This is a genomic window from Streptomyces sp. NPDC033966 (assembly GCF_055575955.1).
In genome coordinates this window covers 289,679-313,978 of record NZ_JBVIRQ010000005.1, presented here as the reverse complement: position 1 = coordinate 313,978, position 24,300 = coordinate 289,679, and the positions used below count along the sequence as shown (strand labels likewise).

The following is a 24,300-nucleotide window of genomic DNA, read 5'->3' as shown; positions in this document are numbered from 1 at the left end:
GAGAACCTTCCTTGATACGGCACGCACCAAGGAATTCCCGCAGCAGAAGAGCAGTGCAGAGAATCGCAAGAACGAGCCGAATGGAATGCGATAGCGCGGCTGGCCCGCAAGGAAACTGCACGGGCGTGGCGCAGGCGCTGGAATGGGGGGCGTCGTACGGACGCGAAAATCGTGAGAATTGCTCGGGTGTGGACCTTGAGGAGGGGGCGTCCCCTCCGTGCCGTGTCCAGGTGACACGCCCGCGGGAAATGCGTGCAGCTGGGGCCCGCACCCCGAGGGATGCGGGCCCCAGCTGCAAGATGCGCGTCAGTGTCAGGCGGGAAGGATGTTCTCGGCCGTCGGGCCCTTCTGGCCCTGCGCGATGTCGAAGCTGACCTTCTGGCCTTCGTGCAGCTCGCGGAAACCCTGGGCGGCGATGTTCGAGAAGTGGGCGAAGACGTCGTCGCCGCCGCCGTCCTGCTCGATGAAGCCGAAGCCCTTTGCCGCGTTGAACCACTTGACGGTGCCAGTAGCCATGTCATATCTCCTTCGGGGGCAGTACACCAGCGTCCGCAGGTGCGGATGCCGTGTCGCCGCGATGATGCCCCGCCCGGAGAATGATCCGGGGAATGCAAAGCGCCTGCGTGTGGCCTCGGAGGCCGGCGAAGGCGCTTGAAGTTTATGGGTACCAAAACTGCAACCGAGATCGACAGTAGCATGCTGCGGGGGTCTGCGTGTGTTGAATATTTTCGCCCTGCGCGGTGCGGCGAAAACTCTTCCTGCGGGGCCCGTTAAACTCTTAGACCGCCGCAGCAGATATTGACTCACCCCGAGTGCAGTGTTTCGAGAGGACGGGTGTCCGCATTCCGGATGTGGGCACGTCATCGGAGCGTGCCAGTCCGGGACGGGGCCCCTGCGACGTTCGGAACCCGCCCCCGCTGGGCGGGGCCGCTACCTTGCCGTCCGCGGTGATCGGCCTGGGGCCGATGACCGGGGCGGGCATCTTCGCGGCCCCGGCCCCGGCCCCGGCTCCGGCGGCCGGGACGGCCGCGTCGGGGGCGGCCGCTCGGCCTGGCGCCGGCCGCCGTAGTGGCGCACTGCAACGCGATGTCATCAGCGCACACGTATCCGGGGTGGTCAGCCGGTGCGGCGGGAGCGGGTCAGAGCCCGCCCGCCCAGGACGGTGCCGGCCAGCCCGAGCAGCAGGGCCACGTAGGCGCCGCCGAGCCCGTTGCCGGTGCCGAGTCCACCGTCAGCGGTGGCCGCGACCAGCCCGCCGAGAGCCATGGCGATCGGCCCCGCGGCCAAGGCGGCCGTGGCGCCGAGCGACCCGGTGGCAGTGCCGAGACGACCGGCGGGCCGGGTCAGCGCCAGCACGGCGATCACCACGGCGGCCAGCCCCAGCAGCCCGCCGGTGGTGGCTCCGAGCCTTCCGAGGCTGAAGTCGGTCACGCCGGCGGCGACAGGCTGGACCGAGGCGTGCGCTGCCGCTGGTGTGGCAAGAGCAAGACCGAGACCGAGACTGAGACCGCCGAGCAGGGCGGCCGCGGAAGCGGCGAACAGGCGACGAGCGGATATCGCGGATATCGCGGAGATGGCGGACATCAGGTGCTCCTTCTCTTCCCACGACTGGATGTGCTTCGAGCATGTCGGCCGGGCCCCCGGCAGGTCGTCCAGCAGGCGCAGACACTTCGCGCTACCACGGACGCGGCAGCTGCCGCGGAGCTACTGCGTGCGTGGTAGTCGGCGGCTGGTCCGTGAGCGGGATTCGCCCGTGGCGGCCTCCGGTTACGGTGCGCGTATGAGCAATGGACGGTTCCGCGTTCGGGCCGGTGTCAGAGACTGGCTGATCGCCGTGGGCGTGGCGGCTGCGCTGCTGATCACCGGGCTGTCCGGGCAGCACTCCGCCACGGGCCTCGGCCTGCTCGGCTACGTGCTGCTGGCGGTGGGCGGCCTGGCGCTGGCCGGGGGCCGCCGGGCTCCGGTCGCCGTCCTCGCCGTCACGGGGCTGTGCGCGGTGGGGTACCAGGCGGCAGGGTTCGATGTGGCTGCCGTCGCGTTCCTCTTCGCGGTGTACGCGGCCATGCGGGCGGGACACCGCATCGTCACGGGGGCGGTGAGCGTGGCCGTGCTGGCAGCGCTCCCCCTCGCGGCCCTCGCCTCGGGCCTGCACGACACGGGCGCGGCGTTCGCTCAGGCCCGGGGCGCCCTCCAGATCGCCTGGCTCATCGCCGCCGGCGCCGCCGGTGAAGCCCTCCGGCAGGCCGAGCAGCGGGCGGACGAAGCCGAGCGCACCCGCGAGGAGACGGCGCGGCGCCGTGCCGACGAGGAACGGCTGCACATCGCGCGGGAGTTGCACGATTCGCTCACCCATCAGATCTCGGTGATCAAGGTGCAGTCCGAAGCCGCCGTCCATGTGGCCCGCAAGCGCGGCGAAGAGGTCCCCGGGGCCCTGCTGGCCATCCGGGAGGCCGGCCGGGAGGCGTCGCGCGAGCTGCGCGCCACCCTGGAGGCCCTGCGCGACGACGACACCACCCCGCCGCACGGCCTCGACCACATCCCCGAACTGGTGGAGCGCGCCGGCAAGACCGGCGTGCAGGCGACGCTGACGATCCAGGGCCGGCAGCACGGCGTACCGGCCGCGGTGGGCCGTACCCTCTACCGGATCGTGCAGGAGTCCCTCACCAACGTCGCCCGTCACGCGGACGCCACCACGGCATCGGTCCACATCGACTACCGCCCCGACGCCGTCGCCCTCCGGATCGACGACAACGGCAAGGCCACGCCGGACACCGACCCCGTGCCCGGCATCGGACTGCTCGGGATGCGCGAACGCGTCACCGCTCTCGGCGGTCGCCTCCGGGCAGCACCGCGCGACGGGGGCGGCTTCACCGTCCGGGCCGAACTCCCCGTGGAGCGTGCCTCGTGATCCGTGTCCTGCTGGTCGACGACCAGCCGCTCATCCGCAGCGGATTCCGCGCGTTCCTCGACCTCGAAGACGACATCGAGGTCGTGGCCGAAGCCGCCAACGGCCAGGAGGGCCTGCTGCTCGCCGCAGAACACCTGCCCGACGTCGCACTCATCGACATCCAGATGCCGGTCCTCGACGGCATCGAGACGACCCGGCGCATCGCGGCCGACCCGGCGCTGGCCGGCGTCCACGTCGTCATCCTCACCAACTACGGCCTCGACGAATACGTCTTCGACGCCCTGTCCGCGGGCGCCGCCGGATTCCTCGTCAAGGACATCGTGCCGGAGGACTTCCTGCACGCCGTACGCGTGGCCGCGCGCGGCGACGCCCTCCTCGCACCCTCGATCACCCGCAAACTGATCAACCGGTACGTCACCCAGCCGCCCCCCACCGGCACGGGCACAGGTCTCGAAGGCTTGACCAGCCGAGAACGGGAGGCCGTCGTCCTGGTTGCGCACGGCCTCTCCAACGACGAGATCGCGACCCGCATGGTGATCAGCCCGTTGACCGCGAAGACCCACGTCAACCGGGCCATGACCAAGCTCCACGCCCGCGACCGCGCCCAGCTCGTGATCCTCGCCTACGAATCCGGCTTGGTGGCTCCGCGCAGCTCGCCACCCCGCCCCGGGTAGCCGAGTGCCTCTTCGGGGCAGCGAATTCGCGCGGACGCGGGCCTTCACCCGAGTCGGGCACGGCCTTCGGCCGGAAGTGCCCCTGCACGGAATCACACTCTCCGGCGAGTTGGCGGAGTGGTCCTGCGACGGGGCCGGCTGTCTCGCCGCGACCGTGGCCGACTCCGCCGCCCGCATCGGAATCCGTACGCCGGTGCTGTTCACCGTCGCACGGGCCTGACCCTCCGGAGGGGGGCCGGGGTCTTTCATTCCCTGTACGGCAGCCAGGCGTTGTTGTTCTCGTTGTACCAGTAGCTGTGGCCGGCGTTCAGGGCGACCGTGCGGAACGGGCGGCCGTGGTCGTCGATGCGGGTGGTGCCCTTGCGGTCGCCACTGCTCCAGGCCAGCTCCAGGTACCAGCTGACGTCCTGACCGAGTGTGGCGGCGTCGATGTTCAGCACCTGGGGGTCGGTGGCGGAGACCTTGTACGGGAAGTCGGTCGAGGCCGTCAGCCGCTCGCCCTCCTTGCCGGGTACGGGCCTGGCCCTCGGGGAGGCGTCGTCCAGGTCCACGGCGAAGGACGCCGGCACCAGCGCGCCGCCGCAACCGGCACCCATGGTGTACGCGTTCCAGCCGGGAGCCTTGCGGCCGCTCACGACATGGACGTACAGCGCGTGCAGGACCGCGGCCTTGCCCTCGGTGCCCTGGACGGTCAGCTGCATGCGCAGGTGCCCCGCCGGGACGGCCTGCAGGGCCCGGGCCCACCCTTCGGTCGCCTGCCCGGCGGGGGGCGGGGGGACCGTGCCGGGTGCCTTGTCCAGGGCGAACCACTGGTCGCAGGGGCTGTCCCAGTTGTCGGGCAGGACGTTGACCGTGAACGGGGCGGCGGGGGAGGCCCCCTCCTTGGCGGTGGCCGGCGAGGTGGACGCGGACGTTGCCGGGGTGGACGCGGACGCTGCCGGGGGGGACGACGTTCCGGGGCTGGACGGGGGTGCGGAATCCGCTGTGGGCGTGGGTGACGACGACCCGCCGGACGGCCCGGCCGGGCCCGCCGCCGCCCGCTCGCGCGAGGACGGCTGGGCGGCGCCGTGGCGCGTGTCCCCGTGATCCGTCTCTCCCATGGCGGAGACGGCGGCGGCGGTCCCCGCCACCGCAACGGTGGCCACGGCGGCCGCAAGGGCGAGCAGCAGCCGAGGACGCCGGGCCCCCGGTACGGAGGTCCGGGCGGGGCCCGGCTGGATGAGGGCGGCGGGGGCACCTGCGGGTACCTCCGTCGCCGGTGCGGGGGCGGGGTCCTCCGCCGGTGCCGGCGCGGCAGCGGGGGTGGACACCGGGGTGGGTGCCTCGGCGGCGTCAGGTCCGGGCGCCGGGGCGGGCCCGGCCGCGGACGCCGGGGCCGGTGCGGGGTCGGTCTCCGCCTGCGGCGGGACCTCCGAAGCCTCCCCAGCCACCACCGCCGCCGATGCGGGCGGCACCTCCGGCGCGGCGTCACCGCCCCGCGGCGCCGCGGAGTTCGCCGGCCCCGACCCCGAGGCCTGCCCCTCCGTCACCCCCCGCCGCCGCTCCACCAGCGCCAGCAGCCACTGCTGGTGCAGCGCGACCAGTTCGTCGGCCGAGGCGCCGCAGACTCGGGCGAACCGCTCCACCGGGGCGTAATCCGTGGGCACCGCCGCGCCGCTGCAATAGCGGTGCAGCGTCGAGTTGCTGGAGTGCAGACGCTTCGCGAGCGTGCCGTAGCTGCGCCCCGAGCGCTCTTTGAATCCGCGCATCAGCTCCGCGAACCGCTCCGTCTCCGTGGCCATTCCACCCTCCCCCTCATCCCGGAAGCACGTTCCAGGGTCGCCCGATCGCCCAGGTGAGAGGGGTCGGGAGCGTTCCAGGGTTCCAACTATCCCGGTCCGGACGCCACTGGGACGAAACCGGCCCCACAGTTGCGTCATCAGCCGGTCGGTCCGCCATCGGACCGGCGGTCGGATTCGGCGGTCGCAACGGGAGGGCCCCCACCCGCCCCGGCGACCGCCCTCGGCCGCCTGCGGCAGCAGCCGACCGGAACAGCAGCCCCACCCAACGTCTCGTCAGACGGGAAGCGGAAGCCTCCGTCTGACGACCGCACCGACACGGAGAGTTCCCCATGCGCACCCACCGACTCCGCACCACCGCCCTGGCCGCCGCGACCGCCGGCCTCGCTCTGGCCCTGACCGCCTGCGGCGGCTCGGACAGTGCCGGCGGGCCGGCCGGGAACCCCGCCGCGACCAAGAGCGCGGACAAGCCGGTCTCGACCGGGACCGTGACGCCGTCCGGGGAGGGCGCCTCCGCCGCCCCGTCCGCCGGCAAGGGCACCGGAACCGGCACGGCCACCACCACCCCGGCGAAGGCCGGTTCGGGAGGTAAGGGCACGGGGGGCACCACCGGTGACTCCTACGCCTACACCCACCCCTGCTCGGCCCGCGACCTGACCGTCAAGGTCACTTCCCCGACGGGCGCTCCGGCCACCGTCCGCGTCATCACCGTGACCAACAACGGTTCCAGCTCCTGCGGTCTGGACTACTTCCCGACCGTCGGCTTCAGCGCCAAGGGCGGCGCGCTCGGTCTCCAGGCCGCTGCCCCCGGCGGTCTGGGCGGCGCCCCGGCGTACCCGGTGCACCCCGGCGCCACCGCGTACGCGGCCGTGGACCTCAACCCGTCGGGTGGCAACGGCCCCGTGGCCGACGAGGTCAACATCCTGGCCGACAAGGAGCACATGCCGAACGCGGACGGCGTCAGCCTCCAGCTGGCCAAGCCGGGCAGCGTCGCCGACCCGAAGGTCGGCCTGTACCGCACCAACACCCGCGACGCGCTGAGCGCCTTCTGAACGGAGTCCCGGGGCCACGGCCCCGGCCGTCCCACGGGGTGTGTCGCCGGGCGGTGCGGCGGGTACGAGAAGGCCGGCCGTCTAGCGGCCGAGGAACCTCTCGATCACCGTCGCCAGGTCCCGCGGACTTTCGTCGGGGGCGAAGTGACCGGCGTCGTCGAAGACCTCGAGCTCGGCGTTCGGATACCACTGCAGCCACGTGGACCGCATGGTGTCGGGGCTCATCGCCGGGTCGTTCGCACCGGCCACTACGAGCACTGGCGTCGTGTTTCCCTTGACCAGCTCGTGGATATCGGGGCCGCGCGTCCAGGATTCGAGGTACGGGCGCAGGGCCGCCTGCGAGGAGCGTTCCGAGCCGTTCACCCTGGCGTCCAGCCACGCGTCGTCGTGCCGGCTGCCGGTGAGGGCGTCGAAGATCGTCCTGCGGTTGCCGGAATCCTCCACGGCCCCGGCGAACAGCTCCCACATCTCCCCTTCGAGCGGGAACCCGGACGCGGGCACGGGCGAGATGCCGATGATCGAGCGGATCCGTGAGGGGGCGTCCAGCAACATCTGCTGGGCCGCCTTGCCGCCCATGGAGTGGCCGATGACCGAGAAGGTGTCCCAGCCGAGGCCGTCGGCCACGGCGAGGGCGTCCGCCGCGATTTCCTCCATCGTGTACGTGCCGGGGGTGTCCATCGCCTCGCCGTACCCACGGCAGTCCACGAACGCGTAGCTGAACGCGCCTCCGTCCAGGTGCTGCCGCAGAGGGCCGAAACTCGACCTGTCGCTGAGCCAGTGGTGGAGTGCGATGACCCGCTCCGGACCGCTGCCCTGTACCTCGTACGGAATGACGTTTCCTGCTCCACGGTTTGCCACGGTGTTGGGTCTCCCCTGCCGGGCCGGGCCCGGAACCCCGCCGGCCGGCGGTTTCGCCCCAACGGCGTACGGGGTCGGGTCACGGCCTTCCGTCATCCGCGCCACTCGAACAGGACGAGCGTCGCGTCGTCCGAGGTGGTTTCGCCGCGTGCCCGCATGAGGGTGTGGGACAGGTCCCGGGCCACCACGCGGATCCCCTTGTCAGCCTGCTCCAGCTGGTTCACCCAGTCGATCAGCTGCTCCTCGCCGAACTGTTCCTGCCCGCTTTGGTGTTCTTCGATCAAGCCGTCGGTGAAGCAGAGGACGCGGTCGCCCGGTTCCAGTGCCACCGAGCTGACCTGGGGCTGGGCCCCTCCGAAGCCGACGGGGAGGGTCGTGGGGCTGTCCAGACGGCGTACGACGCGGTGCGCGCGGATCAGCATCGGCGCGGGATGCCCCGCGTTCACCCACTGGAGGCGGCCCGTGTTCGTGTCCAGGCGCATCATCTGCGCGGTCACGAAATGGTCCGGGTCGAACTGCTCGGCGACGGCCCGGTCCATGAAGAGGTAGATCTCGGACAGTTCGATGCTGATCCGGCGGGCGTGGCGGTACGCGCCGATGGCCACCGTGGCCATCGTGGCCGCGTCCAGGCCGTGCCCCATCGCGTCGACCATGGCGAGGTGCAGGACGTCGCCGTTCAGGGCGTAGTCGAAGCTGTCCCCCGCCACGGCGTAGGCGGGCTCCAGGACTCCGGCCACCGCGACGCGCGGCATCACCATCGACAGTGGGGGCAACAGGGACCACTGGATCTCCGCGGCCACGCTCATCGGTTCGCTGCGGCGGGTGCGGAAGAAGAGGTCGGTGTAGCCGTTCTTCGTCTCCAGCAGGTCGGCCGTCAGGCCCGCGATCCTGCGCAGGAGGCGGCGGGCGTCGTCGTCGATCCCGTCCAGGGTGACGGCCAGGACCCCCACCTGGTCGCCGCCGTCCAGCAGGGGCAGATGGACGCGTACGCCGTCGGGCGTCAGGACTTCGACGGGGCGTGACTCCAGGAAGCACCGGCCGGCTTCGGACCGGTCGATGGGCTGCGGATCACCTGCGGTCAAGCCGCCGGCGGACAGGGGGACCAGCTGTCGCTGTCCGTAGTCCTGGAGCAGGATCTGTGGTTCGCGGCCCCCCAGCCGGGCCATCGTCTCGGCGACGAGCGGGCCGACCATGTGCGGCGCCAGCTCGGGCGCCCGGTCCAGGAACACCCCGAGCAGTTCCTCCCCGAAGCTCTCCGAGCGGTCCGGGTCCCCGCGCCCTCCGACGGTCATCCTGATGCCTCCAACCGGCCGGCGGGCCGGCGTACGGCTGCATGGGCGGCCTGGCCTCCAGGATGCTCCCCCGCGACCGGGCCCGCCACACGGCTTCCGTGCCCGACGGCGTTTCCGGTTCGCCCGGCGTTCGCGTCCGCGCGCACATCGGCCGGCCCCGAACGCTCGTGATCAATACGTCAGGGCGTGCCTTTCGGATCAGTCCGGGCCCCCGGCCGTCCCTTCCTCCTCGGCCTCCATGCGCCGGATTCCCTCGTGGGTGAGGGTGACCATCGCGGGGGTGTTGCCGGGTTCCCAGTCGACGGTGATCAGTCCTTCGCCGGCCAGGTACGTGCAGGCGGCGGCCAGGTCCTGTTCGGGTACGTGCAGGTCGCGCCGCAGCTGCGCTCCGGTGATGCCGAGGAGGCGGTTGCCTTCGACGGCTTCGTACAGGACCCGGAGCACCTGTTCGCGGTAGGTCTTGCGTTCGCGCAGTGTGGCCATGACCGCGTCCTTTCGTGTGGGGTGCGCTCCGGGGCCCGCCGGGGCTCTCAGATCTCGTCGGAGTGGGTGCCGGTGCCGACGGGGGTCCGGCTGGCGGCCAGCCACGAGCGGGCGGCGGGGCCGGCGGGTGTTGCCGTGTCCACGGTGAGGTGCAGGCGGGTGTCGCCGTCGAGGCCGGGGTAGCTGCGCTGTTCCGCTCCGGCGAAGCAGCCGCGGAGGGCTTCCGCGACCGCGCGGGCGGCTTCGGGTGTGTGCGCGATGATCCGTACCTCGGCATGCCCGGGCGACGGCAGGGTCTGGGTCTCGATGTACTTCACGTGGGCGGGTTCCCTTCCGGGGAGGTGAGAGGCCGACGGGCCGGGGCGCCGTGGCGCCCCGGCCGCTGCCCCCGGTCGGAGGAAGGTCTGTTCCTCACCGGTCGGCATCCGTGTGGAGGGCTCGACGACTGGTGTCGTCCGGTAGGCCGGGAGGCCTCGGCAGGGGGTCGCTGAAGTGGTAGGCGGCGATCCGCGCGTCGTGCTGGGCGTTCAGCAGGTGGATCCAGCGCATTCCGATGGCGATCGCGAGGATGATCACCGCGATGAGGACGAGGGTCTCCACGAGGCTCACCTCCAGCCGTTTCCGGGCAGCGGGAGGGTGCTCCGGTCCATCGGGTTCCCGAAGGGGGACATGCATGCCCCGCCTTCGCCCTCCCAGGTGTCCTCCCCGCGACGGGCGTCGCGGATGCCGCGCCCGATGGCGGCTTCGTCGGCCATCAGCACGCCCGAGGTGAGGACGCTGCCCGGTATCGCCGCGGCGGCCATCAGCCGGGCCGCGGCTGCGGGTGCGGTCTCGGGCGGGATGACGAGGAGGTCCCAGCGGCCGACGGTGTAGGAGAGCAGGATCAGCTTGTCGGGGTCCTGTTCGGTGAACCAGCCCACGTGCAGCGTGCGCCCGTCCATGGGCACGGTGTGCGGTACGACGGGCCAGCGGGTGGGGTTCACGGTGACGCGGGTGATGCGGCCCCAGGGCTCGTCCAGGGCAGCCAGCAGCCCCGGGAGCTCGGTTTCGAGGTTGCGTGAGTAGGGCCACCAGGCGCCGTCCAGCTGGCCGGCGAGCGTGCTCTTCGGGGTGAGGGACAAGCGAGCCGGAAGCTCTGCGGCGAGGTCGCGGGGCGCGGTCCGTTCGAGGGTCGTGGTCATGATGTGGACCTGCCCCCGGACTGCCCGTCGGCAGCCCGGTTTTTAGGCGATCGCCGGAAATGACACCCGCGTGAAAGCCGGTGTGCGAAGTACTTCCGGTGCTTTCACTGTACGCCTGTTCGGCCGACTGTGACCGGCGTGACCAGGTATTTCCCGGCGGGCCGCGGAGCGGGTGGCGAGAGTACCGTGAAAGGATGGCAGGCCCGCGCACGTCGCCCGACGGCACGGCACTCGTGTCGGCCCGCGACGCCGTACGGCCGCACCCCATAGACGGGCGGATCCACATGGCTGACTCCGACACCCCCCACACGCCTCCACTGCTCCTGCCGGATGCGATCCACCGGGCGATCAAACCGGGTACGGCACTGCTGCGCCTGGAGACCACGAGCTCGCGGCAGGGGCGCCTGGATGGCGCGTGGTGGCCGCGCACCCGCGACATCGAGACGGAGCTGCCTGCGCTGATCAGCGTGTTGACCGGGCATCTCGGGCCGATCACACGGGTGGGCGTGGACGCGTCCGCCTGGAACGGCCTCCCGGCCCGCCTGGTCATCGACGACCAGATCGTGCACCTCGACTCCGACCCGGTCGGCGACGACACCGTCCTCATCACCCGCGGCCACAACGACCACTTCGCCCTGCTGGTGGTTCCCCCGGACACCACCGCCGACGCGGCCCGCGAAGTGATGGCCCGCGCCGTCCGCGCCGACAACGTCACGCAGGCCGCTCAGCTCCTCATCGCCACCACACCCGGATCCGAGGACAGCGACGCCGATGGGGCAGGCTGACCCCGAATCCTCACCGGCCGAGCCGGGAGCGCGGCGCCACCGTGGCGGGCGGCTCCGTCTCCTCCGGCGTCGGGCGGGATGCCACAGAGCCCGGCCGGAGTGACTGTGGACCGGCCGGGCTCTGGGCGTGTGGGCGAGTCGTGCGCTGGTCAGAGCCCCTCGTCGTGCAGGTCCTCTTCGCGCAGCAGGTCGTCCTCACGGCGGCGTGAGGTCTCCTTCGGGCCGGACTTCTGTCCCTTCTCGCGGGACTTGCCCGGCTGGGGCTGCGCGGGGTCTCCGGGGCGATGGTGCTCCTGCGCCTCGTGGCCCTTGCCCGGCTCCTGACGCTTGTCCTGCCTACCGTCCATGACGGCGACTCCTCTTGATGAGTGGGGGGCGGATTCCTCTCGGATCACGCTGACACGCACAGCGACGGCCCGCATCATGTCGGCCGCGAAGCGAGGCACACGGATGAGGCCCCTCCCCAGCGGCCGGCGTCGAAAGGCCGGCCATCCCTCCAGCGCCGAGGAGGACGCGATTCGGGGCACGCGGTGGAAGGCCCCTGCCGGTACTACCGAAGGTGGCTGCGACGCGAGCGCCGGGACCGTCGTGTGGCGATGAAGGCCACGTCGGCCACGACGAGCAGGATGGCGATGATCAGGAGATAGAGCATGCCTTCCGCGACCACGCCGATGAGCCCCAGAACGACGGCCACGAGAAGCAGGAACAGGAAGATCGCCATAGGGGAGAACACCTCCTCCGGCGCCGGGCCCGGGCGGTCAGCGGCGAGCGAGTTGCCGTTCACCGCCGGCACCCGGCTGGTAGGCCATCTCGTAGTGCTTGAAGATCGCTTCTTCCTGCTCGGCGGGCAGGATGTCGTCGGTACCGATGGCCGGGGACTTCTTCACGACTGCCTTCGCGTGCGCGACCTTGACGTAGCCCGGTCCCAGGATCGCCTCGTCGAGAGGAACGAAGACCAGGCGCCGGCGGCCGGGCAAGCCGGTGAGGACGGTGGCCATGGCCGGTTCGTCGGTAGCGGTGTTCACGTAGATCGCTTCCAGCGAGCCGATCCTGTGTCCTTTGGGGTCGACGACGTCGCAGCCGCGCCACTCGCGGATATCGGCTGAATGGGTCATGCCCCGCTCCCTGCGGCTACGAGGGTGACACAACGGCCCCGACACATTCACACGCCGGGGCCGCCCTTCCGGGCGCTGCACGTGAGAGTGCACCGACCCATTCATCATGGTATGCCCCTGGCGCTTCTCCGGCATCAGTGACTTTTCCCGGCGATACGGGCCGGACAGCCGACGTGGTCAGGTCCTCCCCCGCACCGGAGGTCTCCACGACTAACCTCCGCATCATGCTGCGTATCGCCGACAGCCGTACCGGCCGCCTCGTGGAGACCCCCTCCGCACACCGCCACCTGCTGCGCATCTGCGTCCACCTGCCGGTCACCGACACCGGGATCGGCGCGGTGCACGTGCGGGCGCCCCTGGTCGGTGACGTACTGGCGCGCACCGCGGAGCTGCACGGGCTGCAGTCCGTCACGGTCCTCACTACGCCGGACCTGCCGCCTGAGCCGGCCCAGACGCTCGAACGGGCCATGGCTGTTCTCGGCATCCACCCGCCCGCGACCGTCGGCGTCCAGCATCTGACCGAGACGATGTGCGCCGCTGCCGACGTGCACGTGCTCGCGTACGGCACCGCCGTGCAGGACGCCGTGGGCGGGGTCCGGATCGAGGTGGGCCAGGTCAGCGCAGTACCACCGGACGGGGGCGTCCCGGACGAGGGCCACCTTCTCGTCTCTGGTCTCCCGGACGCATGCGCCCGAGAGGGGACCGATCCGCTGGCTCTGAGGATGCTGTTGCTCGGCCATGCCTACCGCACGCCGGTCACGGTCACCAGCGACGCGCTCGTCGAGGCCCGGCGGATGCTGAGGCGCTGGCGGCAGCAGGTGGCCGACTGGGCGCAGGAGCCGTCCAGGCCGATCCCCGCCGACGTGCTGCGACAGGCCCATGCCGCGCTCGCCGACGATCTCGGCGTCCCCGCTGTCCTGGACATGCTGGACAGCGTGGCGAAGCGCGCCGACGTGCCGGCGGGTGCCAAGTTCGAGGCGTTCGCCTTTCTCGACCGCGTCCTCGGGCTGGACCTCGCGCGCGAGGTCGGCCACCAGCACCAGGCGACGCCATGACTCCGGGCACCTTGCGGCGCCTGGCCGTCCTGCGGCACGCCACGTCCGCCTGGCCGCAGGACGTGGCGGACTCCGAGCGGCCACTTGCCCCCGGGGTGTGCGAGGTCGTCCCTGTTCCCAGGATGGGTCCGCCCTCTGGCTGTGGCTTCCCAGGCGGGACGGTCCTACCGTGGAGGAACAGCGACCAGACCTCTGGAGCGTGCCATGCTCGTCATCCTCGGACTCGTCCTCCTGATTGCCGCGCTGGTCGTCGGCGTGGCCGGCGTCCTCACCAATGACGGCACCGCCCACCAGCTGACCGGCGGATTCTCCGTATTCGACTACCATGTCACCGGCTCCACCGGCACCCTCTTCCTCTACGGCATCGTCGTCGGGGCCGTGGCCCTGCTCGGGCTGAGCCTCGTTGTGGCCGGTGCCCGCCGTCGACGTACCTCTTACCGCAGCAATGACGTACGCCCCGGACGCACGGCGCGCCCGGGGGCAGCCGCCGGCAACGACCGTGCAGACGTCGTAGACCAGCGCGGCACCGCTCGCCCAGAGGCGACGGGTGGGCGTGAGCCCGACCCGGACGGCGAGCACCGCAGGGGGCTCAACCCGTTCAAGCACCGATCGGAGCCCCGGTAGGCCGCCACATCTCGGCCCACGACTTACGAAGGGTGGCCACGGATGAGTATCGGCAAGAAGATCGCGCACAAGGCCGAGGCGGTCAAGGGCGGCGCCAAGAAGACCGTCGGCCGTGTCACCGGCAGCTGGCACCTGCGGGCCGAGGGCCGTGGTGACCAGATCAAGGGCAACGCCAAGCAGGCGGGGGCGAAGATCAAGGACGCCTTCAAGCACTGACCACTGCGCCCGCCCTGCCGGCCTCACGGCAGGGCCCCGGAGGTGCCAGGCATGGCCATCAGAAAGGGTGCCGCCCAGGCCAGGTCCCAGGGGCGGCGTGTGTCCAACAGCCGCGCCATGGAGGTCCTGTCCAGGGTCGGACTCTGCGCGCGGGGTGTGATCTACGTGCTGGTGGGGCTGCTGGCCGTGCAGATGGGCTTCGGCGGCGACAGCGGCAAGGAGGCCGACCGGTCCGGTGCGGTGCGGACCATCGGTGAGCAGCCGTTCGGCCGGGTGCTGCTGTGGGCGCTGGTGGTGGGGCTGGCGGCGATGGCGCTGTGGCGGCTGTCCGAGGCCGCGTTCGGACAGGCGGTGACGGGCGGTGACAAGTGGACCCGGCGCCTGGGCTCTCTGGGGTTGGCGGTCTTCTACACCGTGATCTGTATCGGCGTGGTGCAGACCGCGCTGGTCGGCGGGTCCGCCGGAGGTCGTCCCGGCGATGAGACGTCGAAGGAGTACACCGCGAGGGTGCTGGACTGGCCCCTCGGGCGGGTGCTCGTCGGCGTGGTCGGAGCCGTCCTGGTCATCGTGGGCGTGGTGATCGTGGTGCGCAGCCTGATGCGGAAGTTCGAGGAGAATCTCCGGACGGGCGAGATGAGCGGGCCGACGCGGCGGGCCGTCGCGGGGCTGGGCATCGTCGGCGGCGTGGCGTGCGGCGTGGTCGCGGCGGTGGCCGGGCTGTTCGTCCTGCTGGCCGCGGTGCAGTTCGATCCCGGCCGAGCCAAGGGCATGGACGAGACGCTGCGTTCGTTCGCCACCACACCCGCCGGACCCGTGCTGCTGATCGCCGCGGCCGTGGGCCTCCTGCTGTTCGGCCTCTATTCGTTCTGCGAGGCCCGCTGGCGCAAAGCTCCTGAGCACGGCGCCTCGGCAGAGCAGCCGACCGAGGCCCCGGGCTCGGGGACACGCTCAAGTGCGCCCTAGCGAGGGCATCTCGTCCGATGCCGGAGGCCGCTTCTCGCCGCTCGGTCGCCTGCGCAGCGTGATCCGCCGCGCGCGGGCCGGACGCCGGTGGGGGTGGGGCAGTGATCTCGACCTGTTGCAGCGTTCACTGGGATTCGCGGCGCTCGGGTTCCTGACCCTGGTGCCGCTGCTGATCGTCGTGTCCGCGGCCGATCCGGCGGGCGGACGGGGGTTCGCGCAGTGGCTCGGGGACGGGCTCGGTGTCTCGACGGCCGCCAGGCAGGAGATCGAGGGATTGTTCGCTCTGCCGGGCCAGGCGTGGCGGACCACGACAGCGTTCGGTCTCGCCGTGCTCGCCGTATTCGGTCTGTCGTTCGGTGCGGCGGTGCAGAGCGGCTACGAGGAGATCTGGGATCTGCCCCCGGCCCGCTGGTGGGCCAGGTGGCGGCACGTGATGTGGCTCGCCGTCCTCATCGGGCTCCTCTTCCTCTCCGCGATCACACCCCTGTGGCGTGGATCCTCGGCCCGCGGGGTGGTCACCGTGCTGAGCGGCACCCTGTTCTTCTGGTGGTCCCAGCGGCTCCTGCTCGGCGGCCGGGTCGCCTGGGCCACCCTGCTGCCCGGGGCGGTCGCCACCATGCTCGGGCTGCTCGGCCTCAGGCTCTTCTCCCGGCTCGTGTTCTCACCGCTGATCGCATCCAGCGCCGTCACCTACGGCCCGTTCGGAACCGTCCTGGTCATCCAGTCCTGGCTGGTCGGCGTGGGCGTCGTCGTGTTCGGCGGCGCCCTGGCCGGCCGACTGCTCCACAACGAGTTCCCCCGCCTGTCACGGGCGTTGAAACGGCGGGGGTGAGGCTCGGATCTACCGTTCTGCTGGGGCCTTCGAGCAGCGATCTGGGCTCAACCTGCCTGTGCGTGTGATCCGGCACACGCCGCCGGGAGCGATGACTTCGCCTCTTGCCGTCGGTCGTACAAGCGAAACCACCGACTGGAAGAAGGCCCGCCATGACCCACACGCCGACCGCCCCGCACGACATCGTCTCCCTCGCGCCCGCATCGCGCCCGGCGGCGCGGTGGGCGGTGACCGGCGGCATGGTGGCGGGCCCGCTGTTCCTGGCGGTTGGACTCGCCCAGGGCTTTGCGCGGGACGGCTTCGACTTCACCCGTAACGCGATCAGCCAGCTCGCCCTCGGCGAGGCGGGCTGGGTCCAGACGGTGAACTTCCTGCTCGCCGGCGCGCTGTTGATCGCCGGCGCGGCGGGACTGCGACGGGTGCTGCGCGGCGGCGCGGGCGGCACGTGGGGGCCGGTCCTGGTCGGCGTGTTCGCCGTCTCCTTCTGGGTCGCCGCGGTCTTCCCGGCCGACGCCGGGGCGGGCTTTCCCGTCGGCGCCCCCGACGCGACCGTGATGAGTGGGCACGGCGCCGTCCACATGTTCGGCGGGATGGTCGGCTATCTCGCCCTGTGCGCCGCGTTCGTCGTCCTGGCCCGTCCGCTCGCCGCCCTGGGCCTGCGGGGCTGGGCCGTCGCCACCCGCCTCGTACCGGTCGTCGTCCTCGCGGGCTTCATGGCCTCGGCCGTCTCCGTCCTGGCTTTCACCGCCGGCGCGGGACTCGGCCTGCTGTGGCTGACCGGGGTGACGGCCCGGCTGGCCCGAACCCCGGCGAACCGCTAGCGGACCGCCTCTCCTCGCCGAGAACAGCGGTCAGTGAACGCGATCGTGGTCCCGCCGTCCGGCCGGCGGCAGATCACGTGACGTCTTCAAGGAACCGATGGAGTACGTGCCGCAGGACGTCCGTCCGCTCCAGATGGACGTCGTGCCCCGTCCCGGCCACACTCAAGGCCACGGTCTCCGGCCGTCGCCGGAGCATCTCGTCGATCTCCGCAGGCGCGATGATGCCGGTCTGGCCGAGGACAGCCAGGGTCGGGCACGTCACGTTCGACCACTCGTCCCAGAAGGACCGCTGGGCGATGTCCGCCAGCGACTCGACCATCACGTCGCGGTCGAAGTGCGGCCACCAGCCGCCATCGCGTTCCACCAGGCCGGCCGCCCAGCCCTCGCCGACCGGGCCGCCGCCGAGGAATTCGACGGCAGCTCCGCGCGACGGGAACGGCCTGGGCCACGAGTCGAGCCAACGCCCGATCTCCGCCTGCACCTGACGGTTCGGACCACCCGGCCCCGCCTCCACCAGGACGAGCGCACGGAAGAACCCGGGGTGCGCGGCAGCGGCGAGCATGGCGGTGTGCCCGCCCAGCGATTGGCCCACCAGGACGGGTTGGTGGAGGCCGAGCTGTTCGGCCACGGCGACGGCGTCCGCAACGTACGCAGCCCGGGAGACGTCCGCCGGACGGCGCTCGCTGGCACCGTGGCCGCGCTGGTCGACAGCGACGACCCTGTAGCGGGGGCTCAGGTCTTGGGCGATGGGGTCCCATTCACCGGCGTGGCCGGCCAGCCCGTGCAGCAGGACGACAGGTGCCCCTGATCCACCCCAGTCACGGCAGGAAATGCGGACGTTCTCACGGACGACGGTGCGCTCTGACCAGGTCATACAGGGTCCTTCAGGCGTTCAACGGAGGAGTCCGGGTCGATACGTGCGGGCAGGCCGAAGAGGGGGAACAAGCGCTCGGTGTCGCGGAAGGCGTGGATGCCGGTGATGCGGTTGCCGGAGAATTCGATGACTTGGAGTGCCCAGGGTTCGTAACCCGTTCCGTCCCGGCTCGGCCGGTACTGGCCGAAGGCGGGGGTGCCGTTCGCCGTGGTCGGGATCAGACGGGAGCCGCGGCAGCCGACGGCGGGGCCGGTCAGCCACGCCTGGATGTCGGGGACGCCGCGCATCCACTTCGCGTACGGGGGCAGGCACAGGGTGGCGTCGACGTGGAGCAGCATGTTCAGCTCCTCCATGTCGTAGCGGGAGAAGGCCATCGCGTACCGCTCGGCCAGCATCCGGCGGACGGCGTCGGGGAGCCGGGTGCCGGAGTCGTCGACGTGGCCACGGTGGGCGGTGAGTGTGGCTCGGGCCCGCTGGAGAGCGCTGTTGACCGAGGCAACGGTCGAGCCGTGCAGCTCGGCCACCTCGCGGGCCGAGAAGGCCATCACGTCCCGGAGGATGAGCGTGGCTCGCTGCTTGGGCGGCAGGTGCTGGAGCAGGGCGATGAACGCCAGTCGTACCGACTCGCCCGCCGTCGCCGCCGCCTCGGGGCCCCCGCCGGGACAGGGCCCGATCCACAGGGCGGCGTCCTCCGGGTCTCCTGGGGACGAGGCTCCGGACGAAGGCTCCAAGAGGTCCATCGGCAGAGCCCGCCGCCTGCCCGCGGCCAAGGCGTCCAGGCACACGTTGGTGGCGATGCGGTAGACCCACGACCGCAACGACGAACGTCCCTCGAACCGCTCGAAGTTCTGCCAGGCCCGGACCATCGTCTCCTGCACGGCGTCCTCGGCCTCGGCGTACGACCCCAGCATCCGGTAGCAGTACCCGGTCAGTTCTCCCCGGTACTCCTCAAGCCTGATCGTCGCCGTTGGTGCCACGGTGTCCCGCATGCTTCCCCCTCCCGGCCTCGTGCGGTCGGCTCCTCCCTGAGGCTGCGGCAACGATACGCACGACGACACTTTCGTTTACCTCGCCCGGCCGATCGTTACTACTGGGCACGGATCCGGCTCCCGGATGCTGAGGCTGTCGTGGCCTTCGGATGGCGGGAGTGGGTATGAAACGCGGTGATCGGACGCCCCCGGGCGACCATCGGGGCGTGCGCCGGAAGGTGCCGGTGGTCCTGAAGGTGATCGCGGCAGTGGCCGGCGTGGGGATCCTGTTGTTCGGTGTGCTCGGCTCTCCCAGCCGTGCGCTGTCGAGGTCGTCCGACACCATCGGCGAGCGGGAGATGGTGCGCATCACCGGCCCGTCCAACAAGACGGTCGAGGTGCTGGCGCTGATCGACACAGGTGCCACGGCCTCGTCGATGGACACCGTGCTGGCAAAGGATCTGGGTTTCGATCTCGCTCACGCGCCGAAGGTGACGGTCGGTTCGTCCCTCGGCCGGGAGGAGCGTCCCGTGGTCGATGCGGTGATGCAGCTCGCCGATCGGTCGTTCGTTTCCAAGATCAACGTCAACAGCCGTGCCAAGCGCGAGACACCGGTGCTGCTCGGACGCCAGGACGTCCAGGGACTCCAGGTGGCTGTCGGCAAGCGGCTGCTGACCCGGCCGGACACGACCACCGCGCCGTCCGCCCTGAAGATCTTGTTCGCCAAGGCGCCGGCGATCGACGCGGTGTCGCTGATGTCGCTGCTGCCACTCGCCGCCCTGCTGATCGTCGTACTGAGGGTCGTCGTCGGGCTGAACACCCTGGGCACGTTCAGCCCTGTTCTGCTGGCGATGGCGTACGCGCAGGCAGGGCTGACGTTGGGCATACCCCTGACGCTGGCGATGTTCGCGCTGGGATTCGTCGTGCAACCGCTGTTGCTCCGCCTTCACCTGCCGCGTGTCGCCCGGCTCGGCGCCCTGATCGGAGTGGTCACCACCTGCCTCATCGGGGCTCAGCTCGCGCTGGGCAGCGCGGGGCTCTCCGACTCATGGGGTATGGCACTGCCTGTCGTCGTCACCGCGATCATCATCGAACGACTGTGGGAGCAGTGGGACATCGACGGCGTACGGGCCGCGGCCGTCGGGGCCGCCCTGACCATGGGCACGGCGGTTCTGGTGGCGCTGCTCCTGCTCACCCCGTACGTCCGTCACCTCGCCGAGAGGGTGCCGCTGCAACTGGCGGTCGTCTGTGCCGTGTGGACGCTGATCGTCGGAACCTACCGCGGGCTGCGGCTGATGGAACTCCTCCGGTTCGCGCCCACCGCCCGGGTGCAGGACGCGGCGTCGTGATCCGGCTCCGCGGCTGGGACGACGTCATGGGGATGAACCTGCGCAATGCCCGGATCTCACGGGAGAACGCGTCGGCTGCGATCCGGCTCGTCAACGACAAGTACGCCACCAAAGAGGCGCTGGTGTCCGTGGGCGCGCCGACCTCCCCGACCCTGGCACTCCTGCGATCCCGGCGTGAGATCGCGGCACTGGACTGGGACGGTCTGCCCGACTGCTGGGCGCTGAAACCGAATCAGAGCCTGGGTGGCAGCGGCATCCTCCTGTCCTTCGGCCGGCGAAGGCGTGACTGGCTGTCCTCTTCGGGCAAGAGGATTTCACGGCCGATGGTCGCCGACCAGCTGCGCCGGATCCTGGACGGGGAGTTCTCACCGCGGCCGAACGACTGGGCCATGTTCGAACCGCTGATCCGTGCGGACCCTGCTCTGGCGCTCCTGTCCCATCAGGGGCTGCCCGACATCCGCGTCATCTGCATCGGCGACGAGCCGCACTTGGCGATGTTGCGGCTGCCGACGCGCTTCAGCGGCGGCCGGGCCAACCTGCACCAGAAGGCCATCGGTGCGGCCGTGGACCTGGCCACCGGCCGGATCACGTACGCCCTCGTCGGGAAGGAGCCGATCGAGGCCCATCCCGACACGGGGCAACCGCTGATCGGCGCGACCGTCCCGCACTGGACGGGGGTACTCGACGCCGCGCGCCGGTGCGCGGGTGCGACCGGCCTGCGGTACCTCGGTGCGGACATCGTCGTCGACGCCGACCGTGGTCCGCTGATCCTGGAGGTCAACGCCCGCCCGGGCCTGCAGATCCAGAACGTCACCGGCCACGGCCTGATCACCGCCACCACACAGCCGAGGAGGCATTGATGCGCTGGATCGCACTGTTGTTCAAGGTTGCCGTCGCGGGGGCTGCCGGCGCATTCCTGGCCGCGAGCGTCGCCGGGGCGAAGCCGCCACGGCCGGCCCCCGATCCCCAGACTGTCAAGGAGATACCCGTCACCCCGGACCGGGCGAAGGAACTCACCAAGCTGAGGAACACACCGCCCGGGTCGGCGGCTGTCTCGCCGGCCTCGCCGCGGCCCGAAGTCCCGCCCACACCGCGGGCGACGCACACCACGCGCCCCCGGCCGCCGGCGGCCGATCCGACCCCTCACCTCTCCAGCTCCCCCTCACCGGTCTCCACCGGCCCCGGTCCGGCGGAGAGCGACCTGCCCGTCGACGAAACCGAAGAAGTCGACGAAACCGAAGAAGGCGATGACACGCCGATCGACGACGAGGAAGCCGGAGCCGAGGGCGAACCATCCCCTACAGACGGTCCCGTTCCCGCTGAAAGATAGAGGCATTGGCCCTATGAGACACCCCATGAGAGACCCCACGAAGACCGCGCTGGTCGCGGCGGCCACGATGCTCGCCACACTGGCGGGCTGCGCGGAGCCGGCCACAGCCGGCAAGGCGCCCCCAGCCGCCGACAAGGCCCGGTCCGCCCCCGGCGGGGCAGTGGCCGAGTACCGGGGAGCAAAGTCCGATGCCGGTAAGGCCGAGCAGGGGCTGCTGGGAAAGAACAAGGTCCTGGAGGACTTCGCCCAGGCGCTCACCGAGTCCATCAAGCTGCCGCGCGACCTGCGGGTCGCAGCGGAGGACTGCGGCGAGGCCAACGCGTTCTACTCCGAGGAGGAGCACAAGATCCAGCTCTGCTACGAGTTGCTGACCTCGGAACGCCGGCAGTTCGCCAAGGACGGAACCTCCGGCGGGAGCCTCGACAAAGAGGTCGTCAACAGCGCGATCGGCACGCTGTGGCACGAGGCAGGTCACGCCCTGATCGGCGAGCTGGGCCTGAAATTCACCGGTCGGGAGGAGGACGTCGCCGACCAGCTCGCCGCCTACGTCCTCACCAAGGGAGACGAGTCCAAGGACGTACTGATCAGCGTCGCCCACTCCTACGCCCTGTCCGCGGAGGAGATCAAGAGGGTGAGCGACCTGCCGTTCTACGACACCCACTCACTCGACCAGCAGCGTTCGGCCAACTTCCTGTGCTACCTCTACGGCTCCGACGAGAAGACCTTCGCCTTCCTGATCGAGGAAGGACATCTCCACCCCGACCGGGCAGAAGGCTGCCAGGACGAGTACAAGAAGCTCGTCGACGGCTGGAGCGCACTGCTGAACCCCCACTGGAAGTAGCCCGCCCGGCGGCGGGTCACCGGCCGGGCAGGAGTCCGGCCTCGTGGGCCACGATGGCCGCCTGGACGCGGTTGGCGCAGTCCAGCTTGGTCAGCATCCGGCTCACATGCGCCTTGATCGTTCCCTCTCCGAGGTGCAGCTGCCTGCCGATCTCGGCGTTGGGCGCCCCGGCGGCGACCATCACCAGCACCTCGCGCTCACGATCGGTGAGAGTCGCGATCCGGTCCGGTCGCGGATCGGTGGGGCCCTTGTCGTTGCTGAGGAACCGGCCGATGAGCTGTCTCGTGATCTGCGGGGACACGATCGGCTCGCCGCGCGAGACCAACCGGACCGCCCGGATGAGCTCCTGCGGGGTGCTGTCCTTCAGCAGGAAGCCCGCCGCCCCCGCCCGCAGCGCCCGGGCCACGTACTCGTCCTCGCCGAACGTGGTCAGCATGACGACCCGCACCGAGGGTGCCCGTTCGGAAATCCGCTCGGCCGCCAGGAGTCCGTCGCTGCCGGGCATCTGGATGTCGAGGAGTGCGACGTCGACTCGGTGCGCTGCGGCAAGCCGGGTGGCCTCGTGTCCGTCGGAAGCCTCCGCGACCACGTCGATGTCCTCGGCGTGTTTGAGGACGAGCTTGATGCCGGCCCGGACCAGATCCTGGTCGTCGGCAAGGAGAACACGTATCACGACAGGGCCTCACTGAGCGGGTTGGTCCACGGCGAGCTCTACCACCTCGACGAGCCGGCCGGAGCTGAAGCAGTAGCGGTGCACGACCGCCGCCGGCGACGGCAGCCCGCCGGCGCCGACGTGGTAGTCACATGTGGTGCCGGCGGGCCGGACGGGCTCCTCCTCCTGGACGGCGGTCTCGGCGAGCGGATCGCTCGGACCGAACTCGCGGACGAACTCATCGTGCGAGACCCCGCCCTGCGAAGACTCCGGCGGCCCGTTCTCCGTCGGGTACGGGACGAAGGCCAGCGTGGCGAACTGCAGCGCGACGACGCCCACGAGCCCGAGCCCGAGCGCCGCGGCCGTCGCACCGCGGGTCAGCCACCTGGAGGTGGCCGCCTGCGCCGGCCGCCCGCCGCCCCCCAGCGGTGGCCGCCGCGCCACTCCGGCTGCCAGGTCGGTGCGGTCGTCCAAGGGGATGCACGCGCCGACGGCGAACCCTCCGTCCGGCGTGTGCCCTGCCCACAGCGTGCCGCCCAGCAGGCGAAGCCGCTCATGCAGGCCGACCAGCCCGAGACCGCTGCCGGGAAGGGGGTGCGCCGGGCGGTCGGCCGGCTCGGGGCCGTTGCGGATCTCGACCCGCACCTGCCGCGTTTCGCGCCGGACGGCAACCTCGACGGCCGACCCCGCGGCGTGCTTGTGCACGTTGGTCAGCGCCTCGCGGACCACCCGGTGCACAGCCCGTCGGGCGGAGGCGGCGGCCTCTGTCAGATCGTCCCCGGCCCAGTCCAGATGCACGGCGATGCCGGCCGCCCGGGAGTCGGCGACCAAGGCGTCGACGTCGGCCCGGGTGCCGGTCACACCGGTCAGGGGCTCGGACTTCTCCGCCGTCGGATCCCCGGCGCGCAGCACTCCCAGAACCCCGCGCAGCTCCTGCATCGCCTCCCGCGCCGAGCTGTGCACGAGCACCGCTGTCCGATGCATCTCGGGATGACCTCCTTCGCCGGCCATCTCCAGCCCGCCGGAGTGCAGCGCGACCAGGCTCAGCCGGTGGCCGAGCAGATCGTGCATCTCCCCGGCGATCCGGGACCGTTCCCGCAATCTGGACTGCTCCTCGGTGGCGCGGTGTGCCTGCTCCAGAGAGGAACTGCGCTCCCGCAGTGCCCTGACCAGCCGCTCGCGCTGGCCGACCAGCGCCCCGACCAGGCCGGGCAGCACGCCGCACACGACCCCGGTGACGAGCACCACCATGACCGAGTACCGCAGCAGCGGCGGGGGCCCTTCGGCCGCGATGAGAGCGGTCACGGCAGCCGGTACGGCCAGACACGCGGCCGGCAGGGCAAGCCTGCGCGGCAGGCTCGACCAGCGCAGACCCGCCGTATAGGCCACGATCGCCAGCGCGCCGCCGGTCAGCGGATCGACCCCCACCAGGCCCGCCACGACCACGACGGCGGCCGACGGTGCCCGTCGGCGGATCAGTACGGCCGACACGGCGCAACCGGCCACCGCCATACGGCCCGCCGACTCACCGAACAGCACGGCTGCGACGCCCCAGCTGTCGACCCAGCCGAAGAGAACCCACACGGTGGCACCCGACACGGCGATCAGGGTGAGGTCGGCGATGACCCGGTACGAACGGCCCCGCACGG

General features: G+C 71.3%; 30 protein-coding genes. 14 read left to right on the top strand and 16 right to left on the bottom strand.

What is annotated here, in order from left to right; translation table 11 throughout:
- Positions 1 to 312: 312 nt before the first annotated feature.
- Both ACZ518_RS16650 and ACZ518_RS16645 read right to left on the bottom strand, forming a co-directional pair.
- Positions 313 to 516 carry a cold-shock protein gene (locus tag ACZ518_RS16650; RefSeq protein ID WP_469113753.1) on the bottom strand — a complete coding sequence of 68 codons (204 nt, stop codon included), beginning with the start codon at positions 514 to 516 and terminating at the stop codon, positions 313 to 315.
- 600 nt (positions 517 to 1,116) lie between these two features.
- Complete coding sequence (locus ACZ518_RS16645) at positions 1,117 to 1,557, bottom strand: DUF6223 family protein (RefSeq protein ID WP_469114009.1); 441 nt, start codon at positions 1,555 to 1,557, stop codon at positions 1,117 to 1,119.
- Between the two features lie 223 nt (positions 1,558 to 1,780).
- Between ACZ518_RS16645 and ACZ518_RS16640 the strand changes: the two genes are divergently transcribed.
- Entirely contained in the window at positions 1,781 to 2,908 is a 1,128-nt protein-coding gene (locus ACZ518_RS16640) for a sensor histidine kinase (RefSeq protein ID WP_469113752.1), read from the top strand.
- The gene (locus tag ACZ518_RS16635) at positions 2,905 to 3,582 is read left to right on the top strand and encodes a response regulator (RefSeq protein WP_469113751.1); all 678 of its coding nucleotides are present in this window, start codon (positions 2,905 to 2,907) and stop codon (positions 3,580 to 3,582) included. Before ACZ518_RS16640 ends, ACZ518_RS16635 begins: the two co-directional genes overlap by 4 nt.
- A 245-nt stretch (positions 3,583 to 3,827) precedes the next feature.
- Here the strand turns inward: ACZ518_RS16635 and ACZ518_RS16630 are convergent, their stop codons facing one another.
- A complete protein-coding gene (locus ACZ518_RS16630; protein WP_469113750.1) occupies positions 3,828 to 5,363 on the bottom strand; it encodes a helix-turn-helix domain-containing protein in 1,536 nt (511 codons plus the stop codon).
- 329 nt (positions 5,364 to 5,692) lie between these two features.
- Between ACZ518_RS16630 and ACZ518_RS16625 the strand changes: the two genes are divergently transcribed.
- Positions 5,693 to 6,412: a DUF4232 domain-containing protein gene (locus ACZ518_RS16625; RefSeq protein WP_469113749.1), complete on the top strand. Its 720-nt coding sequence runs from the start codon at positions 5,693 to 5,695 to the stop codon at positions 6,410 to 6,412.
- Positions 6,413 to 6,493: 81 nt separating this feature from the next.
- On the opposite strand, the gene ACZ518_RS16620 is transcribed toward ACZ518_RS16625, so the two are convergent.
- The 6 genes from ACZ518_RS16620 to ACZ518_RS16595 form a co-directional block, all read right to left on the bottom strand.
- Positions 6,494 to 7,270 carry an alpha/beta fold hydrolase gene (locus ACZ518_RS16620; protein ID WP_469113748.1) on the bottom strand — a complete coding sequence of 259 codons (777 nt, stop codon included), beginning with the start codon at positions 7,268 to 7,270 and terminating at the stop codon, positions 6,494 to 6,496.
- A gap of 92 nt (positions 7,271 to 7,362) precedes the next feature.
- Entirely contained in the window at positions 7,363 to 8,562 is a 1,200-nt protein-coding gene (locus ACZ518_RS16615; RefSeq protein ID WP_469113747.1) for a PP2C family protein-serine/threonine phosphatase, read from the bottom strand.
- A 198-nt stretch (positions 8,563 to 8,760) separates the two neighbouring features.
- Complete coding sequence (locus ACZ518_RS16610; protein WP_469113746.1) at positions 8,761 to 9,045, bottom strand: hypothetical protein; 285 nt, start codon at positions 9,043 to 9,045, stop codon at positions 8,761 to 8,763.
- A 47-nt stretch (positions 9,046 to 9,092) separates the two neighbouring features.
- The gene (locus ACZ518_RS16605) at positions 9,093 to 9,362 is read right to left on the bottom strand and encodes a hypothetical protein (RefSeq protein ID WP_469113745.1); all 270 of its coding nucleotides are present in this window, start codon (positions 9,360 to 9,362) and stop codon (positions 9,093 to 9,095) included.
- Positions 9,363 to 9,456: 94 nt separating this feature from the next.
- The gene (locus ACZ518_RS16600; RefSeq protein WP_469113744.1) at positions 9,457 to 9,645 is read right to left on the bottom strand and encodes a hypothetical protein; all 189 of its coding nucleotides are present in this window, start codon (positions 9,643 to 9,645) and stop codon (positions 9,457 to 9,459) included.
- 5 nt (positions 9,646 to 9,650) lie between these two features.
- Complete coding sequence (locus ACZ518_RS16595; RefSeq protein WP_469113743.1) at positions 9,651 to 10,226, bottom strand: DUF5994 family protein; 576 nt, start codon at positions 10,224 to 10,226, stop codon at positions 9,651 to 9,653.
- A 284-nt stretch (positions 10,227 to 10,510) separates the two neighbouring features.
- Between ACZ518_RS16595 and ACZ518_RS16590 the strand changes: the two genes are divergently transcribed.
- The gene (locus tag ACZ518_RS16590; RefSeq protein WP_469114008.1) at positions 10,511 to 11,011 is read left to right on the top strand and encodes a DUF5994 family protein; all 501 of its coding nucleotides are present in this window, start codon (positions 10,511 to 10,513) and stop codon (positions 11,009 to 11,011) included.
- A gap of 149 nt (positions 11,012 to 11,160) precedes the next feature.
- Here ACZ518_RS16590 and ACZ518_RS16585 read toward each other — a convergent pair whose 3' ends face one another.
- The 3 genes from ACZ518_RS16585 to ACZ518_RS16575 form a co-directional block, all read right to left on the bottom strand.
- On the bottom strand, positions 11,161 to 11,358 hold the full coding sequence (locus ACZ518_RS16585) for a hypothetical protein (protein ID WP_469113742.1): 198 nt from the start codon (positions 11,356 to 11,358) through the stop codon (positions 11,161 to 11,163).
- Between the two features lie 203 nt (positions 11,359 to 11,561).
- On the bottom strand, positions 11,562 to 11,732 hold the full coding sequence (locus ACZ518_RS16580) for a hypothetical protein (RefSeq protein WP_469113741.1): 171 nt from the start codon (positions 11,730 to 11,732) through the stop codon (positions 11,562 to 11,564).
- 37 nt (positions 11,733 to 11,769) lie between these two features.
- The gene (locus tag ACZ518_RS16575; RefSeq protein ID WP_469113740.1) at positions 11,770 to 12,126 is read right to left on the bottom strand and encodes a PRC-barrel domain-containing protein; all 357 of its coding nucleotides are present in this window, start codon (positions 12,124 to 12,126) and stop codon (positions 11,770 to 11,772) included.
- Between the two features lie 224 nt (positions 12,127 to 12,350).
- Between ACZ518_RS16575 and ACZ518_RS16570 the strand changes: the two genes are divergently transcribed.
- The 6 genes from ACZ518_RS16570 to ACZ518_RS16545 all read left to right on the top strand — a co-directional run bounded on the left by ACZ518_RS16570 (position 12,351) and on the right by ACZ518_RS16545 (position 16,637).
- Entirely contained in the window at positions 12,351 to 13,181 is an 831-nt protein-coding gene (locus ACZ518_RS16570; RefSeq protein ID WP_469113739.1) for a hypothetical protein, read from the top strand.
- 204 nt (positions 13,182 to 13,385) lie between these two features.
- Positions 13,386 to 13,805, top strand: a complete 420-nt coding sequence (locus tag ACZ518_RS16565; protein ID WP_469113738.1) for a hypothetical protein — start codon at positions 13,386 to 13,388, stop codon at positions 13,803 to 13,805.
- Positions 13,806 to 13,847: 42 nt separating this feature from the next.
- On the top strand, positions 13,848 to 14,021 hold the full coding sequence (locus ACZ518_RS16560; protein ID WP_469113737.1) for a CsbD family protein: 174 nt from the start codon (positions 13,848 to 13,850) through the stop codon (positions 14,019 to 14,021).
- Between the two features lie 51 nt (positions 14,022 to 14,072).
- The gene (locus ACZ518_RS16555; RefSeq protein ID WP_469113736.1) at positions 14,073 to 14,984 is read left to right on the top strand and encodes a DUF1206 domain-containing protein; all 912 of its coding nucleotides are present in this window, start codon (positions 14,073 to 14,075) and stop codon (positions 14,982 to 14,984) included.
- Positions 14,985 to 15,033: 49 nt separating this feature from the next.
- Positions 15,034 to 15,816 (top strand): YhjD/YihY/BrkB family envelope integrity protein, encoded by a 783-nt coding sequence (locus ACZ518_RS16550; RefSeq protein WP_469114007.1) that lies wholly within the window; start codon positions 15,034 to 15,036, stop codon positions 15,814 to 15,816.
- 152 nt (positions 15,817 to 15,968) lie between these two features.
- A complete protein-coding gene (locus ACZ518_RS16545) occupies positions 15,969 to 16,637 on the top strand; it encodes a DUF998 domain-containing protein (protein WP_469113735.1) in 669 nt (222 codons plus the stop codon).
- A gap of 73 nt (positions 16,638 to 16,710) precedes the next feature.
- Here ACZ518_RS16545 and ACZ518_RS16540 read toward each other — a convergent pair whose 3' ends face one another.
- Entirely contained in the window at positions 16,711 to 17,511 is an 801-nt protein-coding gene (locus ACZ518_RS16540; RefSeq protein WP_469113734.1) for an alpha/beta fold hydrolase, read from the bottom strand.
- Positions 17,508 to 18,500: a sigma-70 family RNA polymerase sigma factor gene (locus tag ACZ518_RS16535; protein WP_469113733.1), complete on the bottom strand. Its 993-nt coding sequence runs from the start codon at positions 18,498 to 18,500 to the stop codon at positions 17,508 to 17,510. The genes ACZ518_RS16540 and ACZ518_RS16535 overlap by 4 nt, the downstream gene beginning before the upstream one ends.
- A 206-nt stretch (positions 18,501 to 18,706) precedes the next feature.
- Between ACZ518_RS16535 and ACZ518_RS16530 the strand changes: the two genes are divergently transcribed.
- From ACZ518_RS16530 to ACZ518_RS16515, 4 genes are read left to right on the top strand one after another with little or no spacing between them, the layout of a single operon-like run.
- Entirely contained in the window at positions 18,707 to 19,828 is a 1,122-nt protein-coding gene (locus ACZ518_RS16530) for a 7TM domain-containing protein (protein WP_469113732.1), read from the top strand.
- A complete protein-coding gene (locus ACZ518_RS16525) occupies positions 19,825 to 20,688 on the top strand; it encodes a sugar-transfer associated ATP-grasp domain-containing protein (protein ID WP_469113731.1) in 864 nt (287 codons plus the stop codon). Before ACZ518_RS16530 ends, ACZ518_RS16525 begins: the two co-directional genes overlap by 4 nt.
- Positions 20,688 to 21,158, top strand: coding sequence for a hypothetical protein (locus tag ACZ518_RS16520; protein WP_469113730.1), 471 nt, complete (start codon positions 20,688 to 20,690; stop codon positions 21,156 to 21,158). Before ACZ518_RS16525 ends, ACZ518_RS16520 begins: the two co-directional genes overlap by 1 nt.
- Before the next feature lie 25 nt (positions 21,159 to 21,183).
- Entirely contained in the window at positions 21,184 to 21,999 is an 816-nt protein-coding gene (locus tag ACZ518_RS16515) for a DUF4344 domain-containing metallopeptidase (RefSeq protein WP_469113729.1), read from the top strand.
- Between the two features lie 16 nt (positions 22,000 to 22,015).
- Here the strand turns inward: ACZ518_RS16515 and ACZ518_RS16510 are convergent, their stop codons facing one another.
- Both ACZ518_RS16510 and ACZ518_RS16505 read right to left on the bottom strand, forming a co-directional pair.
- Positions 22,016 to 22,672 carry a response regulator gene (locus ACZ518_RS16510; protein ID WP_469113728.1) on the bottom strand — a complete coding sequence of 219 codons (657 nt, stop codon included), beginning with the start codon at positions 22,670 to 22,672 and terminating at the stop codon, positions 22,016 to 22,018.
- Positions 22,673 to 22,681: 9 nt separating this feature from the next.
- On the bottom strand, positions 22,682 to 24,298 hold the full coding sequence (locus tag ACZ518_RS16505) for a sensor histidine kinase (RefSeq protein ID WP_469113727.1): 1,617 nt from the start codon (positions 24,296 to 24,298) through the stop codon (positions 22,682 to 22,684).
- Between the last annotated feature and the right edge of the window lie 2 nt (positions 24,299 to 24,300).

Coding starts and splice junctions, on each gene's coding strand:
- ACZ518_RS16650 (WP_469113753.1), bottom strand. CDS start 516: ATGGCTACTGGCACCGTCAAGTGGTTCAACGCGGCAAAGGGCTTCGGC.
- ACZ518_RS16640 (WP_469113752.1), top strand. CDS start 1,781: ATGAGCAATGGACGGTTCCGCGTTCGGGCCGGTGTCAGAGACTGGCTG.
- ACZ518_RS16630 (WP_469113750.1), bottom strand. CDS start 5,363: ATGGCCACGGAGACGGAGCGGTTCGCGGAGCTGATGCGCGGATTCAAA.
- ACZ518_RS16625 (WP_469113749.1), top strand. CDS start 5,693: ATGCGCACCCACCGACTCCGCACCACCGCCCTGGCCGCCGCGACCGCC.
- ACZ518_RS16615 (WP_469113747.1), bottom strand. CDS start 8,562: ATGACCGTCGGAGGGCGCGGGGACCCGGACCGCTCGGAGAGCTTCGGG.
- ACZ518_RS16610 (WP_469113746.1), bottom strand. CDS start 9,045: ATGGCCACACTGCGCGAACGCAAGACCTACCGCGAACAGGTGCTCCGG.
- ACZ518_RS16595 (WP_469113743.1), bottom strand. CDS start 10,226: ATGACCACGACCCTCGAACGGACCGCGCCCCGCGACCTCGCCGCAGAG.
- ACZ518_RS16590 (WP_469114008.1), top strand. CDS start 10,511: ATGGCTGACTCCGACACCCCCCACACGCCTCCACTGCTCCTGCCGGAT.
- ACZ518_RS16585 (WP_469113742.1), bottom strand. CDS start 11,358: ATGGACGGTAGGCAGGACAAGCGTCAGGAGCCGGGCAAGGGCCACGAG.
- ACZ518_RS16580 (WP_469113741.1), bottom strand. CDS start 11,732: ATGGCGATCTTCCTGTTCCTGCTTCTCGTGGCCGTCGTTCTGGGGCTC.
- ACZ518_RS16575 (WP_469113740.1), bottom strand. CDS start 12,126: ATGACCCATTCAGCCGATATCCGCGAGTGGCGCGGCTGCGACGTCGTC.
- ACZ518_RS16570 (WP_469113739.1), top strand. CDS start 12,351: ATGCTGCGTATCGCCGACAGCCGTACCGGCCGCCTCGTGGAGACCCCC.
- ACZ518_RS16565 (WP_469113738.1), top strand. CDS start 13,386: ATGCTCGTCATCCTCGGACTCGTCCTCCTGATTGCCGCGCTGGTCGTC.
- ACZ518_RS16560 (WP_469113737.1), top strand. CDS start 13,848: ATGAGTATCGGCAAGAAGATCGCGCACAAGGCCGAGGCGGTCAAGGGC.
- ACZ518_RS16555 (WP_469113736.1), top strand. CDS start 14,073: ATGGCCATCAGAAAGGGTGCCGCCCAGGCCAGGTCCCAGGGGCGGCGT.
- ACZ518_RS16545 (WP_469113735.1), top strand. CDS start 15,969: ATGACCCACACGCCGACCGCCCCGCACGACATCGTCTCCCTCGCGCCC.
- ACZ518_RS16540 (WP_469113734.1), bottom strand. CDS start 17,511: ATGACCTGGTCAGAGCGCACCGTCGTCCGTGAGAACGTCCGCATTTCC.
- ACZ518_RS16535 (WP_469113733.1), bottom strand. CDS start 18,500: ATGCGGGACACCGTGGCACCAACGGCGACGATCAGGCTTGAGGAGTAC.
- ACZ518_RS16520 (WP_469113730.1), top strand. CDS start 20,688: ATGCGCTGGATCGCACTGTTGTTCAAGGTTGCCGTCGCGGGGGCTGCC.
- ACZ518_RS16515 (WP_469113729.1), top strand. CDS start 21,184: ATGAGAGACCCCACGAAGACCGCGCTGGTCGCGGCGGCCACGATGCTC.